Annotated in this window: 15 protein-coding genes; 9 read left to right on the plus strand and 6 right to left on the minus strand. The window is 71.3% G+C overall.

The features are described from left to right. Positions 1 to 13: 13 nt before the first annotated feature. Positions 14 to 862, minus strand: a complete 849-nt coding sequence (locus BLQ73_RS12195; RefSeq protein WP_093170506.1) for a WXG100 family type VII secretion target — start codon at positions 860 to 862, stop codon at positions 14 to 16. Continuing rightward, positions 855 to 1,202 carry a hypothetical protein gene (locus tag BLQ73_RS12200; protein ID WP_093170507.1) on the minus strand — a complete coding sequence of 116 codons (348 nt, stop codon included), beginning with the start codon at positions 1,200 to 1,202 and terminating at the stop codon, positions 855 to 857. Before BLQ73_RS12200 ends, BLQ73_RS12195 begins: the two co-directional genes overlap by 8 nt. 185 nt (positions 1,203 to 1,387) lie before the next feature. Between BLQ73_RS12200 and BLQ73_RS32275 the strand changes: the two genes are divergently transcribed. The 8 genes from BLQ73_RS32275 (at position 1,388) to BLQ73_RS34595 (ending at position 12,126) form a co-directional block, all read left to right on the plus strand. Continuing rightward, entirely contained in the window at positions 1,388 to 1,543 is a 156-nt protein-coding gene (locus BLQ73_RS32275; protein WP_176955391.1) for a hypothetical protein, read from the plus strand. Between the two features lie 211 nt (positions 1,544 to 1,754). Beyond that, entirely contained in the window at positions 1,755 to 2,525 is a 771-nt protein-coding gene (locus BLQ73_RS12205; protein ID WP_093170508.1) for an AfsR/SARP family transcriptional regulator, read from the plus strand. Then, the gene (locus BLQ73_RS12210; RefSeq protein ID WP_093170509.1) at positions 2,522 to 3,298 is read left to right on the plus strand and encodes a thioesterase II family protein; all 777 of its coding nucleotides are present in this window, start codon (positions 2,522 to 2,524) and stop codon (positions 3,296 to 3,298) included. The genes BLQ73_RS12205 and BLQ73_RS12210 overlap by 4 nt, the downstream gene beginning before the upstream one ends. 146 nt (positions 3,299 to 3,444) lie before the next feature. Continuing rightward, on the plus strand, positions 3,445 to 4,479 hold the full coding sequence (locus tag BLQ73_RS12215) for a 3-oxoacyl-ACP synthase III family protein (RefSeq protein WP_218125794.1): 1,035 nt from the start codon (positions 3,445 to 3,447) through the stop codon (positions 4,477 to 4,479). Positions 4,480 to 4,486: 7 nt separating this feature from the next. Continuing rightward, positions 4,487 to 5,566 carry an alpha/beta hydrolase gene (locus BLQ73_RS12220; protein WP_093170510.1) on the plus strand — a complete coding sequence of 360 codons (1,080 nt, stop codon included), beginning with the start codon at positions 4,487 to 4,489 and terminating at the stop codon, positions 5,564 to 5,566. 240 nt (positions 5,567 to 5,806) lie between these two features. Continuing rightward, positions 5,807 to 9,016: a type I polyketide synthase gene (locus BLQ73_RS12225; RefSeq protein ID WP_093170511.1), complete on the plus strand. Its 3,210-nt coding sequence runs from the start codon at positions 5,807 to 5,809 to the stop codon at positions 9,014 to 9,016. Positions 9,017 to 9,022: 6 nt separating this feature from the next. Continuing rightward, entirely contained in the window at positions 9,023 to 10,684 is a 1,662-nt protein-coding gene (locus BLQ73_RS12230) for an FAD-dependent monooxygenase (protein WP_093170512.1), read from the plus strand. Between the two features lie 14 nt (positions 10,685 to 10,698). Next, complete coding sequence (locus BLQ73_RS34595; protein ID WP_143020219.1) at positions 10,699 to 12,126, plus strand: phthiocerol/phthiodiolone dimycocerosyl transferase family protein; 1,428 nt, start codon at positions 10,699 to 10,701, stop codon at positions 12,124 to 12,126. A gap of 143 nt (positions 12,127 to 12,269) precedes the next feature. On the opposite strand, the gene BLQ73_RS12240 is transcribed toward BLQ73_RS34595, so the two are convergent. After that, positions 12,270 to 13,769: an MFS transporter gene (locus BLQ73_RS12240; RefSeq protein ID WP_093170514.1), complete on the minus strand. Its 1,500-nt coding sequence runs from the start codon at positions 13,767 to 13,769 to the stop codon at positions 12,270 to 12,272. Positions 13,770 to 13,879: 110 nt separating this feature from the next. Here BLQ73_RS12240 and BLQ73_RS12245 point away from each other — a divergent pair, with 110 nt between their 5' ends. Beyond that, positions 13,880 to 14,473, plus strand: a complete 594-nt coding sequence (locus BLQ73_RS12245; protein ID WP_093170515.1) for a TetR/AcrR family transcriptional regulator — start codon at positions 13,880 to 13,882, stop codon at positions 14,471 to 14,473. Between the two features lie 134 nt (positions 14,474 to 14,607). On the opposite strand, the gene BLQ73_RS12250 is transcribed toward BLQ73_RS12245, so the two are convergent. Genes BLQ73_RS12250 through BLQ73_RS12260 form a run of 3 tightly spaced genes read right to left on the minus strand, consistent with a single transcriptional unit; the run spans position 14,608 to position 17,089 of the window. Further along, positions 14,608 to 15,627, minus strand: a complete 1,020-nt coding sequence (locus BLQ73_RS12250; protein WP_093170516.1) for an LLM class flavin-dependent oxidoreductase — start codon at positions 15,625 to 15,627, stop codon at positions 14,608 to 14,610. A 49-nt stretch (positions 15,628 to 15,676) separates the two neighbouring features. Beyond that, positions 15,677 to 15,871 (minus strand): ferredoxin, encoded by a 195-nt coding sequence (locus tag BLQ73_RS12255; protein WP_093170517.1) that lies wholly within the window; start codon positions 15,869 to 15,871, stop codon positions 15,677 to 15,679. 3 nt (positions 15,872 to 15,874) lie between these two features. Continuing rightward, the gene (locus BLQ73_RS12260; protein WP_093170518.1) at positions 15,875 to 17,089 is read right to left on the minus strand and encodes a cytochrome P450; all 1,215 of its coding nucleotides are present in this window, start codon (positions 17,087 to 17,089) and stop codon (positions 15,875 to 15,877) included. Positions 17,090 to 17,107 lie beyond the last annotated feature (18 nt).

A 17,107-nucleotide genomic window follows, 5' to 3' on the forward strand; every position in this document is an offset into this window, starting at 1 on the left:
TCGTCTTTCCGTGTCAAAGCCCGTAGGTCCCGTCCTCGCGCTGCTCCGGCACGACCTGGCCCGTCAGGAGGTAGCTCTGGCCGAAGACGTCGGTGAGTCCTTTCGGTACGGCGAGGCCCTGCAGCAGGCTGAACCGGCCTGCCCGCCCGGTGCCGCTGATCGCGTCGGCCGTCACATCCCGTTCGAACCGGTTGGCCGCACCCCACGCGATGAGGGGGAGCTGGGTGACCGTGGCCTGGCTCAGGTCGCGCAGTCCTTCACCGGACCCGGTGGCCGTGTCGTGGGCGACGGTGGCGGCGAGGACGGCTCCCAGTGCGCCGGTCAGCCCGTGCATGACGGTGTCCGACCGTGCTTCTTGCTTGATGAGCTCGGCGTAGAGCTTGGCGACCTCCATCGAGGCCGCGGCCTGCGCGAGGAAGAACGTGGGGGGGCCGGCCAGCGAGGCCGCGATCACCCGCTTGGCGATGAGGGCGATCCTCATCACCAGGGTGGAGTTGTAGACGATGAACGCGTACAGCAGGGCGGCCGAGGCGTAGAGCACGGCGCCGGTGGTCTTGGCCAGCAGTCTGTCGGCCCTGAAGTCGTCGGCGAAGTTGTCGACCCACTGCTGGAAGGCCATGCGGCTGTCCCCGCTCCAGTCGGGCTCCGCCATGCTCCGCACCAGGTCGACCAGGGCGCCGCTGCCCTCGTCGATGTCGTCGGAGGACGTGCCCCACGTCTTGGCCCCGGCCTCCAGGCCGCCCGTGTCGTACTGGTGGAAGTACAGCCTTCCCACGATGGGCAGTGCGCTCCACACCACTGCGGTGGCCGCGGTGCCGGTCGCGAGGTTGGCGTAGGCGATGTACTTGCCGCTCTCAAACACGGGGGTCCTGGTTCCAGGTGGCGGGGTCGAGGGTGCTGGACACCTCGGCCCACTGCCAGTTGTCCCTGTTGTCGTGGAGGCGAACGCCGGCCTGCTCGATCCGTTGGACCCGCCGTCGTACTCGCTGCAGCATGTAGCCTTCGGCCTCCATGTAGACCACGGCCAGTGATCGGGTGAAGGCGGTCGGGGTGGCTTCCGCCACCTGGAGTCCGAGGAGCTGCGTGTAGGCTCGCTCGATCGGCGGCCTTGCCTGCTCGCCGATGTCGCGGGCGAGTGTCTTCACGCGTTCCCGGTCGACCTGAAGGACGTCCGCATGCGGCTGTTCCGCCCTGTGGCTCACTGTGTTCCTTTCGTATGGCCGTTACAAGGCTAGATCGCTGAAATGTCAAGAGGCCGGATATATACGGATTATTAACGCTGCACTCTCGACTTTGACGACTTTGATGGCCCAAAGGCCGTCCCCACGACAAGGGTGGCGTGCATTGTTATCTGCCGGAGCGGCGTAAATTGCTACGGCGAAGCCGTATGAACGCCGTAAAGATCGATATCTCGGCTGAGGCGGTCAGAGCGACGTCGTCCGGGACAGTGGGGATGCGCGATGTCCGCCCGCTGCGACTGGACACGCACCGGCCGACCGACGCCTACGGCATCCTGGTCCGCGCCGCGTCGGCTCCGCTCTGACGGGCTCTGGCGGGGTGGAACAGGACCGCCGCCTTCTTCGTCGCCGCTCTGCATGAGCCGGCCCTGAACATGGCCCCGAGCGGATCGGGGGCATGCTTATGCGCAAGATACGTAGTTCTTCTGATGTGGATCCTCCGCGCGGCTGCGAGCCTGAAATCTCCGATAGGCCACGGTCGTAGATAAATGTCGTGTTCTGCTTGCGGAGGCATCCTTGAAGTACGAGGTCCTGGGCTCTCTTCGTGTGGTCAAAGACGGTCGGGCCTTGACGGTGACCGCGCCGAAGATGGAGATCGTGCTGGCCACGATGCTCATCCGGGCGGATCACGTCGTCTCGATCGAGCAACTCATCACAGAGATATGGGGGAGCAGTCCGCCCCGCCGTGCGACCGCCGCGCTGTACGTCTATGTGTCGCAGCTGCGCAAGCTGCTGACCGGCTCCGGCGGAGAGAAGGGGCCGATTCTCACCCGCGCCCCCGGTTATGTGCTGCGTACGAGTGTTGACGAGCTTGACCTGCATGTTTTCCAGCGGCTGATCGCGGAGGGCCGCGAGCACAAGCGCCACTGGCGGTATGACGAGGCCCGCGTCGCGTTCGAGAAGGCGCTGGCGCTGTGGCGGGGGAGGACGCTGAGCAACCTCAGGGAGGGGCCCATCATCACCGGCTTTGTCCACTGGTTGGAGGAGGTCAGGTTGGAGTGCAACGAAATGCTGGTCGAGGTGAATCTGCGGCTGGGGCGCCATCGCGAGCTGGTCAGTGTGCTGCACGGCCTGGTCCGGGAGTATCCGCTGCACGAGCAGTTCTACCGGCAGCTCATGCTCGCGCTTTATCGTTCGGAACGGCGTGCGGACGCGCTCGCGGTCTACCAGTCGGCGCGGGCGACGCTCAATCGGGAACTCGGCCTGGAACCGGGATGGCAGCTCGGCGAGATGCAGCAGTCGATCCTGGCCGCCGACGCCATGCTGGACCTGGAGACCGCCGTATGAGCGCGGGTGTGAGCGGGCTTCAGGACCTGTGGCTGCGCCGTTTTCACTCCGCTCCGGGGGCCGCCGCCCGGCTGGTGTGTTTTCCGCACGCCGGTGGTGCCGCGGGCGCCTACTACGCCTTGTCGCAGCTGCTCGCGCCCGCCGTCGAGGTGGTGGCGGTGCAGTATCCCGGCAGGCAGGACAGGCGGCGTGAGCCGCCGGTCGACGACATCGTGACGTTGGCGGAGCGGATCGCCGAGGTGCTCGCGGTGGGCGGAGGGCCGGCGCTGTCGTTGTTCGGGCACAGCATGGGCGCGACCGTCGCCTACGAGGTCGCCCGGATCTTGGAGGGGCGGTCCGGTGTCCCCGTGCGGGCGCTTTTCGTCTCGGGGCGGCGGGCGCCCTCGCGCCACCGGCCCACGTCGGTGCGCTGGCGGGACGACGACGAGGCGGTCGCGGCGCTGCTCACGTTGAGCGGCACCGATGCGCGGCTGCTCGCCGACGAGGACGCCCGGGCGATGATCCTGCCGGCGGTGCGTGCCGACAACGCCGCGATCGAGGCGTACCGCCGCCCGCCGGGCGCCGACCCGAGCTGTCCGATCTCGGTCTTCGTGGGCGACAGCGACCCGCTGACCTCGGTCGAGGAGGCGCGGGCGTGGGCCGCGCACACCAGCGCGGAGACAGAGGTGCAGGTGTTCGCGGCGGGTCATTTCTTCCTCGACGAGTATCTGCGGGAGATCGCCGCGGCGATCACGCGCCGTCTGCTCCCGGTGCCGAGCGGTCCCGTCCACTGAGATCCACCGAGACCCGCCGAGATCCACTGAGATCCACTGAGATCCACTGAGTACGGCTCCGCCGTTCCGTCTTTAGCGGCCCTTCAGACCCGCTGCGAATCATAGGTGCGGGAGATCGTTCTTCCCGGGCTACGACGGAGGCACACGTGAGCACCTCGGACATCCACATCCTGTCGACCGGTACGGCTCTCCCGGGTTCCGCCATCGACAACGCCGCTCTCGGGAAGCGGTTCGGGATGGACGCGCTCTGGGAGCAGTGGGTGGACACGTTCGTCGGGACGAAAAGCAGATACCTCTCCTTCGATCTGGACAGCGGGGAGCCCTTCGGCAGGCTCGCCGACCTGGGGGAGACGGCGGGCAGAGCGGCGCTGTCGGCCGCCGGGGTGGAGCCCGGCGACATCGACGCCGTCGTTCTGGGTACGGCGACGCCGGACATGCTGATGCCCGCGACCGTGAACGTGATCGCCGACCGGCTGGAGATCGACGCGGTCCCCACCTACCAGCTCCAGTCCGGATGCACCGGGGCCGTGCAGGCGCTGGCGCTCGCACGGCACCTGCTGCGCGACGACGGGATCCGCACCGTGCTCGTGCTCGCCGGGGACACGTGCACCAAGTACTTCGATATGGACGCCGACTACAGCGAGCTGCCGCCCGCCGAGCTGATCAACCTGGTGCTGTTCGGGGACGGCGCGGGCGCGGCCGTACTCAGCAGTGAGCCGCGGCCGGGGGCGCCGGTGCTGCGGGAGGTGTTCACCCGCCTTGTGGGCGGGGGGCTGCCGCCGGGCCACGAGCTCGACTGGTTCGGCCCGGCCGACAAGCATGAGGAGCGGCCGGGGGTGACCGAGGACTACAAGGCCGTGGAGCATCTCGTGCCGGGCCTGGCGGGCGAGGTGCTCGGCGAGCTGCTTGAGCGGCTTGAGTGGAGCGCCGGCGAGGTGGACTTCCTGCTTCCTCCGCAGTTGTCCGGGCGTATGACCGAGCGGATCGTAGCCGGGCTCGGCATGGCGGAGGCGGAGGAGGTCACCTGCGTGGCGGAGGTGGGCAACAGCGGCAACGCGCTGCCGTTCCTCCAGCTAGACCGCCTCCTGACGCGCATGGCCGACGGGGACAGGGCCGTGGGTGTGGCCATCGAGTCCAGCAAGTGGATCAAAGGCGGATTCGCCGTGGAAAGGGTGGCGTGACCGGTCGATGAACGATGTCGAGGAACTGGCGAGGTTCGCCGTCGTACACGCGCGCAACCAGGGCGTCTCCGACACCGCGCTGGAACGGGTGCTGAGCCGGATCGGGCACGACCGTGAGGGGGAGGCGGGCTCCTGGGCCGTCGAGTGGACGGCCGCCGGAGACGATGCCGCCGCGGCCGGCGACGACGCGGCAGCGGTGGCTCTGTACACCCTGGCGCGGTTCCCCTACCCCGACGGCCCAGCGCGGCGGTCGGCGCAGCGCCGCGCGGTGGAGGCCTTCACCCGCTGGAGTGCGCCGACGCCGATCGAGCCGCTGACCTTCTTCACGGCGGGGCGTACGGCTCGCGCCTGGACCGTCGGCCTCTCCGCCGAGGCCGAGCGGCCTCGACCGCTGGTGCTCGTCATCGGGGGGATCGTGGCCCCCAAGGAGCAGTACGCTCCCGTGCTCCTGCAGCTCGACCGGCTGGGCCTGGCCGGTGTGGTGGCGGAGATTCCCGGCGTCGGGGAGAACACGGCGCTGTACGGGCGGGAGAGCTGGCGGTTCATCCCGGCGCTGATCGACGCGGTCGGCGACCGGGCCGACGTATCACGCACCTACGCCGTGGCGATGAGCTTCAGCGGCCACCTGGCGTTGCGGGCCGCGGTGCACGACCCTCGTATCCGGGGTGTCGTCACCGCGGGCGCCCCGGTGCGGTGGTTCTTCACCGACCGGGAATGGCAGCGGAGGCTGCCCTCGGTCACCGTGCACACGCTGGCGCATCTGCTGCGCTGCTCCGCCGCCGAGGTCGGCGAGGTCGGTGACGTGGTCGCCCGCTTCGGCCTGAGCGACGAGGAACTCGGCGCGTTGGCGGTGCCGGTGCGCTGCATCGTCAGCCTGCGCGACGAGATTGTCCCGGCGCGGGATGTGGAACTGCTGCGCCTGCGCGTGCGCGACCTCGACACCCTTGTCCACGACGACGTGCACGGTTCACCGGGGCATGTCGCCGAATCCCGGCTGTGGAGCGTGCTCTCCGTGGTGCGGATGCTCGGCGGGCCGGACGAGGTGCTGACGCGCCTCGAATCGGCGCTCGACGCGACAAGGGTCTAGCCCTGTCCGCGGGTCCGGCTTTTCGCACTGAGCCTCCGGACTGAGGCGTCCGGGCCGCTCTTTAGCTGTGATTAAGGGTTTCGTTAGTCGAATTCCGGATGCTTGACGGCAGGACACAGCGGTGTGCTGCCTTCATTTTCGCGCATACGCCGAGCGGAAAGACGGAAAGGCCGGGTTTTCATCGCGGCCGTCACAAGGCCGGAAAGCCCACTCCTTATGCCGGAGAAACGGGAGAGCCGAATGGCGAACGAGGAAAAGCTTCGCGAATATCTACGACGAGCCACGGCCGATCTTCAGGTGGCGCGGCGTCGGCTTTCGGAGGTGGAGTCGGCGGCGCGGGAGCCGGTGGCGGTGGTGGGGGCGGGGTGTCGTTATCCGGGGGGTGTGGAGTCGCCGGAGGGGTTGTGGGGTTTGGTGTCCTCGGGTGTGGACGCGGTGTCGGGTTTTCCGGTGGGGCGGGGTTGGGATGTGGAGGGGTTGTACGACCCGGATCCTTCGCGTGCGGGGCGGTCGGTGGCGCGTGAGGGTGGGTTTCTGCATGGTGCGGCGGGTTTCGATGCGGAGTTTTTCGGGGTGTCGCCGCGTGAGGCGCTGGCGATGGATCCGCAGCAGCGGTTGCTGCTTGAGGTGGCGTGGGAGGGGGTGGAGCGGGCGGGGGTGGATCCGGTGTCGTTGCGGGGGAGCGATGTCGGCGTGTTCATCGGCCTCATGTACAACGACTACCGACCGCGGGCCGCCACCACGCCCCACGACCTGGAGCCCTACCTCGGAAACGGAAGCCCCGCCAGCATCGCGTCCGGCCGTCTGGCCTACCCCTTCGGCTTCGAGGGGCCCGCGGTGACCGTCGACACGGCGTGTTCGTCGTCGCTGGTGTCGCTGCATCTGGCGGTGCGGTCGCTGCGCGCGGGCGAGTGCTCGCTCGCGCTGGCGGGCGGCGCCACCGTCATGGCCACCCCGGGAACCTTCATCGAGTTCAGCAGCCAGCGCGGCCTCGCCCCCGACGGCCGCTGCAAGGCCTACGCCGACGCCGCCGACGGCACCGGCTGCGCCGAAGGCGTCGGCCTCCTCGTCCTGGAACGCCTGTCAGACGCGCTGCGGCACGGCCGCCGCGTCCTCGCCGTGATCCGCGGCACCGCCGTCAACCAGGACGGAGCGACCAACCAACTCACCGCCCCCAACGGCGTCGCGCAGCAGCGCGTGATCCGGGCGGCGCTCGCGGACGCGGGCCTGTCGCCGGGCGACGTGGACGCGGTGGAGGGGCACGGCACGGGGACGGTGCTGGGCGATCCGATCGAGGTGGGGGCGCTGCAGGCGGTGTACGGCCAGGGCCGGGACCGGCCTCTGTGGCTGGGGTCGTTGAAGTCGAACATCGGGCATGCGCAGGCCGCCGCGGGTGTGGGTGGTGTGATCAAGCTGGTGGAGGCGATGCGGCGGGGTGTGCTGCCGCGGACGCTGCACGCGGAGACGCCCTCGTCGCGGGTGGAGTGGGAGGGCGGCGGGGTCGAGCTGCTGACGGCCGAGCGCGAGTGGCCGGAGCGGGACGGGGTGCGGCGTGCGGGGGTGTCGTCGTTCGGGATCAGCGGCACCAACGCCCACGTCGTGCTGGAGTCCGTGCCCGACGAGCCGGAGGTCGGCGACGTGCCGCCGCCCCGCGGCGTGGTGCCCTGGCCGGTGTCGGCGCGCAGCGGTACGGCGCTGCGCGAGCAGGCCGCCCGCCTCGCGGAGTGGTTCGCCGGGGCGGACCCGCGGGACATCGGGCACGCGCTCGCCACCACGCGCACCCACCACCGGCACCGCGCCGTCGTCACCGGCTCCACCCCCGACGAGTTCCGGCAGGGGTTCGAGGCGCTGGCCCACGGCAGGCCCGCCCGGGGCGTCGCCCGCGGTACGGCACAGCCCGGCCACAAGGTCGCCTTCCTGTTCTCCGGCCAGGGCGGACAGCGCCACGGCATGGGCCGCGACCTCTACGAGGACCCCGGCGTCCTCGGCCGCGTCTTCCGCGACGTGTTCGACGCGGCGGCGGAGGTGATCGACCCGTCGCTGGAACACCGCCTCGCCGACGTCGTGTTCGGTGCGGACGCCGACCTCGCGGCGCTCCTGTCGCACACCGCCTACACGCAGACCGCGCTGTTCGCCCTGCAGATGTCCCTGGTGGAGGTCTGCCGGTCGCGCGGGCTGCGGCCCAACCTCGTCGCGGGCCACTCCGTCGGCGAGGTCGCCGCCGCGTGCGCCGCCGGCGTACTGCCGCTGGAGGACGCCGCCCGCCTGGTCGCCGCCCGCGCGACGCTCATGGGCGCTTTGCCGTACGGCGGAGCCATGGTGGCCGTCGCCGCGGACGAGTCCACCGTCGCCGAGGTGCTGGCGCAGCTCCCCGACGGACACCGGGGCACGGTGGCGGTCGCGGCGCTCAACGGGCCCCGCGCCGTCGTGCTCTCGGGGACCGAAGCCGGAATCGCCGCGGCCGAAGACCCGCTGCGGGCGCGGGGCGTCAAGTGCACAAGGTTGACGGTGAGCCACGCCTTCCATTCGCCGCTGATGGAGCCGATGCTGGAGCGTTTCGGCGAGGTGGTGCGCACGTTGCGCTTCGCCGAGCCCCGGGTCCCGGTGTTCTCCACGGTGACCGGAAGGCGGGCGGAGAGCGGTGCACTGTCCGATCCGGCGTACTGGACGGAGCAGGTGCGGCGGCCGGTGCGGTTCGCCGACGCGGTCGCCGCGGCGCGCGCCGCGGGCGCCTCGCTGTTCGTGGAGGTCGGGCCGGACAGCACCTTGAGCGCGCTGGCGGAGAGCACCCTGGCCGGCCCCGGCGGGGTCCGCCCGGCCGACGTGGCGATCGTGCCGCTGCTGCGCCGCAACAGACCGGCCCGCGCCTCCGTCGCTGCGGCCCTGGCCGCGGCGCACGTACGCGGGCGGCGGATCGACTGGACGCCGTGGTTCGACGACAGGCCGGGCGCGCACGTGGACCTGCCCACCTATCCGTTCCAGCGCGCGGACTACTGGCTGACGCTCACCCCCTCGAACACCGGGAACACCGGGAACACCGGGAACACCGGGAACACCCCGCACACCGCCGAGCCTCCGGACCTCCCCGACGAGAGCGTCCCGGACAGCGCCGGTGAAGGCGGAGCCGAGCCGCCGCTGCGCGACCGCCTCGCGCCGCTCTCCGAGCACGCGCGGGAACGCGCCCTGCTGGACCTCGTGGCACAGCACGCCGCCGACATCCTCGGACACGCCTCGGTCGACGCCCTTGTCGCCGACGCCAACTTCGTCGACGCCGGCTTCTCCTCCTTCACCGCGCTCGAAATGCGGAACCGGCTCTGCCTGGCCACCGGCCTGCTGCTGGACCCGATCGTGGTCTTCGACCACCCGACTCCGAAAGACCTTGCGCGCTACCTGAGCGCGGAACTGACCCGTGACGGGGCGTTCGGCGTCTCCGTCGGATTGGCACGGTGAGACACAGTGAGCGGCACGGTCGACACGACGAACACGCCGGACGACCCCCAGGTGATCGTGGTGGGGGCGGGCCCGACAGGGCTGCTGCTGGCATGCGAACTCGCCCTGAGCGGCGTCCGTACTGCGGTGCTGGAACGCGCGCCCGAACCCCGCAGGGCATCGCCGGGCATCGCCATCAACATCTCCACCGCGGAACTGCTCGCGCTGCGCGGCCTGCTTGATCCGCTGAGAGAGCACAGTCCCGTGGTCCCCGCCGCCCACTTCTCGATGATCCCGCTGGAGCTCGCGCACCTCGGCGGCGACCACGAAAACGGCTACCTGATCGCACAGGCCAGGATCGAACGGTCCCTCGCCGCCCGCGCGTCCGCCCTCGGCGTGCCCATCCACTACGGTCACGCCCTGACCGGCCTGACCCAGGACGGCACGGGAGTCCGCGCTCACGTCCACGACGCCGGGGAGGACCGGGCCTACACGCTCGCCGCCGACTACCTGGTGGGCGCGGACGGCCCCCGCAGCACCGTTCGCGAGCTGGCCGGCATCGCGTTTCCCGGCACCGAGACCCCTTCCTACGGGCTCGTCGGGGACGTCCGCGCCGACCTCCGCTCACTGCCGCCGCAGGTCGTCGGCCCCAAACGCCACCCCTCGGGCGGCGTCTACATCGGCGCGCCCGCCGGGCCGGGCCTGCTGCGCGTGATGACCGTCGAATTCGACCGCGCCGCGGCCGACCCCGCCGCCCCCGTCGGGACGGACGAACTCCTCGCGAGCGTCGAACGGGTCACCGGCGTCCGCCTCACCGGCATCGACGTCGACTGGGCCGTACGGCATGCGCTGTCGGCCCGTCTGGCCGACGACCTCCGACGCGGCAGGGTGTTCCTCGCCGGCGACGCGGCGCACGTCTTCCCCGCGTTCGGCGGCGAACGGCTGAACACCTCCCTCGAAGACGCGGTCAACCTCGGCTGGAAACTCGGCGCCGTGCTCGGTGGCGTGTTCAGCGGCACGGTCAGCGGCACGGTCAGCGGCACGGTCGGTGGCGCGGTCGGTGGCGCGGTCGGTGGCGCGGCTGGCGGCACGGTCGGCGGCGGCGCGCCGGACGCCCTGCTCGACACCTACGCGCAGGAGCGGCGTCCCGTGGCCGCCGAGGCCGTCACCGGCACGCAGGCCCAGGTCGCCCTCGGCCACCCCGCCGAAAGCGTCGCGCCCCTGCGGGAGATCTTCGCCCGTCTCGTGCGCGCCCCCCAGGCGAACCGCTACCTCGTCGACATGGTCACCGGCCTGGGCGTGCGCTACCCGGCGGCCGATGACGACGACCCGACCGGCCTCGTCGGCGTCCGCCTGTCACCGGCCCAGCTCAAGATCCTGGGGGACGGCGCGGTGGCGGGCGCGCTGCGACGGGGGAGAGGCGCCCTCGTCTACCCGGACGCCGACTGGCTCGCCCGCCTCGGAACCGCCTTCCCGCCGCGTCTGGACCTCGTCCCCGCCGGCGGAACCGGCCTCGCCGCGGGCGCCGCCGCCGTGCTCGTCAGGCCGGACGGCCGCGTTGCCGCCGTCGACTCCGGCGGCGCGCCCGAACGGTTCGCCTCGGCCCTGCGGACCTGGTTCGGCGACCCCGCCCCGGAGCCGGGAAGCCCGTCAAGCCCGGGAAGCCCGGGAAGCCCGTCAAGCCTGTGAAGAAGGAGTACGGCATGCGCCCCCGACGCTACCTGGACCCCAGCGAGGCGAAGTTCGCCCTCGCCAAGGTGACGGTGACCCACGCGGCCACCGTCACCGGCCCCCTCGACGACGACCTGCTCGCCGCCGCGTTCGACCGGCTGACGGAGGCGGAAGCCGTACTGCGGGCGACCATCGTGCCCGAAGGGCACGGACTGCTCCTCGCCGTGTCGCCGCAGGCCGCGCCCACGCTGGAGCTCGTGGACGGAGGGGAGGACGACTACTGGAACCTCCTCTACGCCGGCCTGGACGCCGCGCGCGGCCTCGTCCGCCTGGTGCGCGTCCGAGAGGGGGAGCAGAGCAGGGTCATGCTCACCCTCCACCACGCCATCGCCGACGCACGCTTCGGCATCGCGCTGTTCGACCGGCTGTGGCAGATCTACACCGACCTCGCCCACGGCGTCGCCCTCCCACCGCCCGAGCGCGGCCACACCCTTCCGGGGTCCATCGAAAGCCTGCTCCCGGTACGGCTGCCGCCCGCGCTCCTCGCCCCAGACCCTGCGCCGGGCCGGGAGACGGCCGGCCCCGGCGCCACCGTGCCCGGGGTGGTCCCCGGCACCGGCCCCGGAGCCGTGCTCCCACCCGCGCCCCCGGCCGTACCCGCAACCCTGTCCTCGGCCGTGTCCCAGGCCGGGCCTCCGAGCGTGCCCCCGGCCGCGCCTTCACCGGTTCCCCCGGCCGCGCCCTCGCCCGCGGCCGGGGGCGCTCCGGAGGGCGCGCTTCCCGTGCCCGGTGACCGGCCCCGGGTGGGACGGCTCGTCCTGCCGGAGGCCGAGACCCGCAGGCTGCTGACCACCGCCTCGGTGACCCGCACCTCCCTGCACACGCTGGTCTGCGCCGCCCTGCTCACCGCGGTCGCGCGGTCGGGCCTCGCCGGCGCCCGCACGACGCTGACGTGCCGTACGCCGATCGACCTGCGCGACCGGGTCGTCCCGAAGGTGGAGCCCACGGAGGCCACGAACTTCATCAGCGGCTGGATCACGGCCGTGGACATCGAGGACGACCTGGCGGTGGTGGCCAGGTCCGTCAAACGGCAACTGGACGAGGCGATCCAGCGGGGCGAACCCCACCGGCTGGTCCTCGACCCGGAGCGCACGCTGCGCTACATCCTCCGGCCGTGCGACGCCGTCGTCACCAACATGGGGCGCATCCCCGAGCCCCGTCTGCCCGACGGGACATCGGTCTCGGACGTGCGCGTCCTGATCAACCAGCCGCCGATCAACCCCACCTACGTGGTGACCACCTACCAGGGGCGGCTGAGCGTCGATGTGGCGCTTCCCCCCGCGGTCGCCGGCCGGGACACCCTGGACGCCCTGGTGGCGCAGATCGGCGAGCTGCTGGCCGAGGCGGCCACGCCCTCGGTGCCCCACGCGGCGCCGCAAGCGGCACCGACAACGCGTTGACCGCCGGTCTCACGGGCGCGGGCGATCCCGGCTCCGGCCGTACACATCCCGCGAGCCCGTGAACATCCCCCGCACACCCGGGCACCGCTCGCGGACACGGAGGTAGGTCCGCGAGCGGTGCCCTGCGGGGGTGGGCAGATGGCTTAAGGGATGGGCTCCGGCTGGCCCTTCGGCTCGGCGGCCTCGGGCTCCGGTGCCGCGGGCGCCGGGGTCGGGGTCTTGATGACGAGGAGCACGACCAGGAGCGCGGCCACCCCGATGCCGAGGCTGACGGTGAAGGCGGTGCGCATGCCCTGGGAGACGGTCTCGGCGGCGAACGTCGCGCCCGCGCCCGTGCCCCCGGTGAGCACGGAGGTGTAGACGGCCGACAGGATCGCCACACCGAGCGACGCGCCGGTCATGTTGACCGTCTGGAGCACGCCGGAGGCGGCGCCGGACTCCGCCGGGTCGGCGGTGGACATCACCAGGATGTTGAACGGGACGATCACCAGGCCCATGCCCACGCCGAGCAGCAGCATCGGGCCGAACACGCCGGTGAAGTAGCCGGTGGCCGGCGAGAGCTGGGTCAGCCAGGCAAGGCCCGCCAGCAGCACCACCATGCCCGCAAGGCCCGTCTTCTTCGGGCCGGCGCGTCCGAGGACCTTGGCGGTGTTCTGCGCGGCGACCAGCATGCCGACGGCCATCGGCAGGAAGGCCAGCCCGGCGAACAGCGGCGTGAACTCCAGCACCTCCTGGAGGAACTGGACGGTCAGGAACTGCATACTCAAGGTCACCATGGGGACCAGCAGCATGATGGCGAAGGCCCCGGCCCGGTTACGGTCGGCGAACAGGCGCAGCGGCATGATCGGCTGCTTGGCGTGGCTCTCGATCAGCACGAACCCCGCGATCAGGATCACACCGGCGGCGAGGGTGGCGACGGTGGCGGTGTTGCTCCAGCTGTGCTCGGCGGCGCGGACCAGCCCGAACGTGAGGGCGACCAGACCCACCACGGAGGCCACCGCGCCGGCCAGGTCGAACCTGCCGGGATGCCGTTCGGACTCTTGGACGTACTTGGGGGCCAGCAGCAGCACGATCACACCGATGGGCACGTTGACGAACAGCACCCAGTGCCAGGAGAGGAGCGTGGTGATCACACCGCCGAGGATGAGGCCGAGCGTCATGGCGGCGGCGGTGACCGACGAGTAGACGGCGAGTGCCTTGGCCTGGAGGGCGCCCTGGAAGTTCGTGATCAGCAGGGCGAGCGTGCTCGGCCCGGCCAGCGCCGCGCCTACGCCCTGCAGCACGCGGGCCGCGATGAGCCATTCAGCGGTGGTCGAGAGCCCGCCGATGAGTGAGGCGAGGGTGAACAGGGCCATGCCGGCGAGGAACACCTTGCGCCGGCCGAGAATGTCGCCGGCTCGGCCGCCGAGGAGCAGGAGCCCGCCGAAGGCGAGCAGGAAGGCGTTGGTGACCCAGGACAGTCCGGCGGGGGTGAAGCCGAGTCCCTCGCGGATCTCCGGGAGGGCGACGTTCATGATCGTGCCGTCGAGCATCAGGACCATTTCGCAGGACACGATGATCGCCAAGGCGAGTCCGGATGCTCGGCCCAGCTTGGTCGGCGACACCTCCCCGGGGTCGGTGGCGCTGCGTGACGGACTCGCCATGGTTCCTCCAGGACGGGCGATCGGCGGAATTTAGTGAACCAGTTGGTTCACTATAGGTCGCCTATAGTCGAACGGACAAGCAGTTTCGGATCGCGGCCGAGGAGTGGCTGATGGAGGCGTCAGCGGAGGTCTCCGCGCCCGTTGCCTCACGCAGACGAGGCGAGGCGCTGCGACGGGCCATCTTCGACGCGGTCATCGAGCAGTTGGGCAGCGTCGGCTACGCCAAGCTCAGCACCAACCGGGTCGCCGCAGCGGCCGGCACCGGCAAGGCCGCGCTCTACCGGCGCTGGAGCAACAAGGAGGAGCTGGTCCGCGACGCGCTGCTGGACCTGCTCCCCGAGCCGCCGCGGGTCGACCTGTCGGCGTCCCTGCGCGACGGGCTGCTGGCCCAGCTCACCTACCTCAACAGCACGCTGTTCGACTCCAAGGGCGCCGCCTTCCAGGCGTTCGCCGCCGCCGCCGCCGACCAGCCCTCGGAGCTGCGCGCGTTCCTCCACGAGACGGTGTCCGTGCCGTGCCAGGAGCGCATCGCCGAGCTCCTGCGGCTACACACCGCGGTGCCGGACAAGGACCGGCCGCTGATCGCCGCCGCCGGTCCCGCCATGCTCATGTACCACTGCATGAGCGGTTCGCTGAAGAGCACCGACACACAGATAGAGGCCGTCGTGGACGGCCTCCTGCTGCCGCTCTGCCGCGAGCGATGACGTGCTGACGTTCGACGTGCTGACGTTCGACGTGCTGACGTTCGACGTGCTGACGTTCGACTGAGTGCCGTTCGACGTTCGACGTGTGACGTTCGAGGTGTGACGTTCGAGGTGCGACGTGACGGCGCGCGGGCTCAGCCCAGCGCCGCCACCGCGTCGGCGAGGATCTCATACGACCGCACCCGGGCCCCGTGGTCGTAGACCTGGGTGAGCCCCATGACCTCGTCGGCCCCCGTGCGCTCGACCAGCCGGGCGAGGCCGTCCCGCACGGTCTCCGGGCCGCCGATGAGCTGCCCGTCGAGCAGCCGGTGCAGCAGCTCCCGCTCCACGGGAGCGTAGGTCCGCCGCGCGGCGTGCTCGGGCGGCGTGAACCGGATGAACGGATCGGCCATGCCGTCCACGATCGCGAGCCGGAGCGGCGCCGCCTGGAAGTGCGCCTCCTCGTCGCTCTCGGCCGCGATCACCATCGCGGAGACGACCGCGTACGGCTCCGCCAGGTGGTCGCTCGGCGTGAAGCTTTCCCGATACGCCCGCAGCGCCTCGGCGCTCGCATGCGGGGCGAGGTGGTGGGCGAAGGCGAAAGGCAGCCCCCGGGATCCGGCGAACGCGGCGCTCGACGGGCTGGACCCGAGCAGCCATACCGGCGGCGGGTCCTGCACCTCGGGCGTCACCCGGATCTCCCCGCCGGTCCGCGGGTGCCGGCCGCCGTCGAGGTAATGTTCGAGCTCTTTGAGCTGCTGCGGGAACTCCTGCGCCGACAGCGGGCTCGTCGAACGGCGCAGCGCCGTGGCGGTCAGACCGTCGGTGCCGGGCGCCCGCCCGATGCCGAGGTCGATACGGCCCGGGAAGAACGACGCCAGCGTCGCGAACTGCTCGGCCACCACGAGCGGCGGATGGTTCGGCAGCATCACGCCGCCCGACCCCACCCGCAGGGTGGACGTCCGGGCGGCGAGTTGGCCGATCAGCACCGCGGGGGAGGAGGAGGCGACACTCGGGGTGTTGTGGTGCTCGGCCACCCAGTACCGCCGATAGCCCAGGCGTTCGACCGCGGCGGCCAGCTCAAGGCCGTTGTGCAGTGAGGCCGACGCCGGCAGCCCCTCCCAGACGGGCATGGTGTCCAGGACGGAGATGGCGAGGGGACTGCGGTCGCTCATAAAGGTTCGATCCTGTTCGTTGTCGTGATCCGGCTGGTGGTTCGGGCGCTCACGCGCCGCCGAGGGCGATGCTCAGCGACGGGCAGCGCTGTACTGCTTCAAGGACGTTCTCGTGCTCCTCGTCCGGCGGTGAGTCGGTGAGGAGTGCGACGGTGCCGTCGTCGTCCTGGTCGAAGACCTCGGGGGCGGCCAGGACGCACTGCCCGGCGCCGACGCAGCGCCCGGTGTCCGTGGTGACGCGCATGTCTCACCAGGTCAGGGGGAGGTCGATGATGCCCTGCGGCCCGGCCGGGCCCTTGGCCTTGACCTCCTCGAACGGCACCGCCAGGCGCAGGCCGCGGGGCAGCCGGGTCGCGACGGCGCGGAAGACGATGTCCAGCTCGGCTCGGGCGAGGTTCTGCCCGACGCATTGGTGCACGCCGTACCCGAAACCGGTGTGGAGGCGCGGGGCCCGGCGCACGTCGAAGACGTCGGGGTCGGGAAAGGCGTCGGGGTCGCGGTTGACGGCGGAGTTGGTGAAGAACACCGCGTCCCCGGCGCGGATCCTCCGCCCGTGCACCTCGAAGTCCGCCGTCGCGACCCGGGAGACGACCTCCGCGATCGACAGGTAGCGCAGCATCTCTTCCACGGCGCCCGGCACGAGGTCGGGGTCGTCGCGCAGCGCGTCGAACTGCTCCGGGTGCCGCAGCAGCGCCAGCAGGCCGAGCGAGATGACGTTCGCCGTCGTCTCGTGGCCGGCGGTGAGCATGATGGTGCAGAGCTTGACCAGCGTCTCGCGGTCGATCCTGCCCTGATGGAGCTGGTCGGCGATCAAGTCGTCCACCAGCCCCTCGCCGGGCTCGGCCTCCTTCACCGCGATGAGCTTGTCGAGGTAGGCGCGGAGGTTGGCCAGCGCGGAGGCGGCGATCTCGCCACTCGTGCGGATCACGAGCTTGCGCGTCTCGGACTCGAAGTATTCGTGGTCGGCGTAGGGCACGCCGAGCAGCTCGCAGATCGCGATCGACGGCACGGGGACGGCGACGGACTCCACGAAGTCCGCGGGCGGGCCGGCCGCGAGCATGGCATCGAGGCGCTCGTCCACGATCGCCTGCAACCTCGGGCGCAGCCGGTTCATCCGTTTCACGGTGAAGCTCGGGATCACCATCTTGCGGTAGTGGCCGTGCTCCGGCCGGTCCATCCCCACCATCACGTTGTGCTTCTGCAGCGCGCCGCGGGCGGGGCTGGTCACGGGGAACCGTGGGTTGGTCCAGTCCGAGCTGAGCCGTTCGTCGGTGAACAGCTCCCGGGCCAGCGCGTGAGAGGTGACCACCCACGCCGGGCGCCCGTCGAACAGCGTGACCACGGTCAGCGGGGACTGCTCGCGCAGCGCCGCGTAGCCCTCGGGCGGCTCGTAGGGGCAGGCGCGCTGCATCGGGAATTCGGGCAGATCGGTCGCCTGCCCGGCCGTCTTGAGATCCTTCATCCGACCCCCACCGGTGAA

This window comes from Sinosporangium album, assembly GCF_900100605.1.
Lineage (GTDB): Bacteria > Actinomycetota > Actinomycetes > Streptosporangiales > Streptosporangiaceae > Sinosporangium > Sinosporangium album.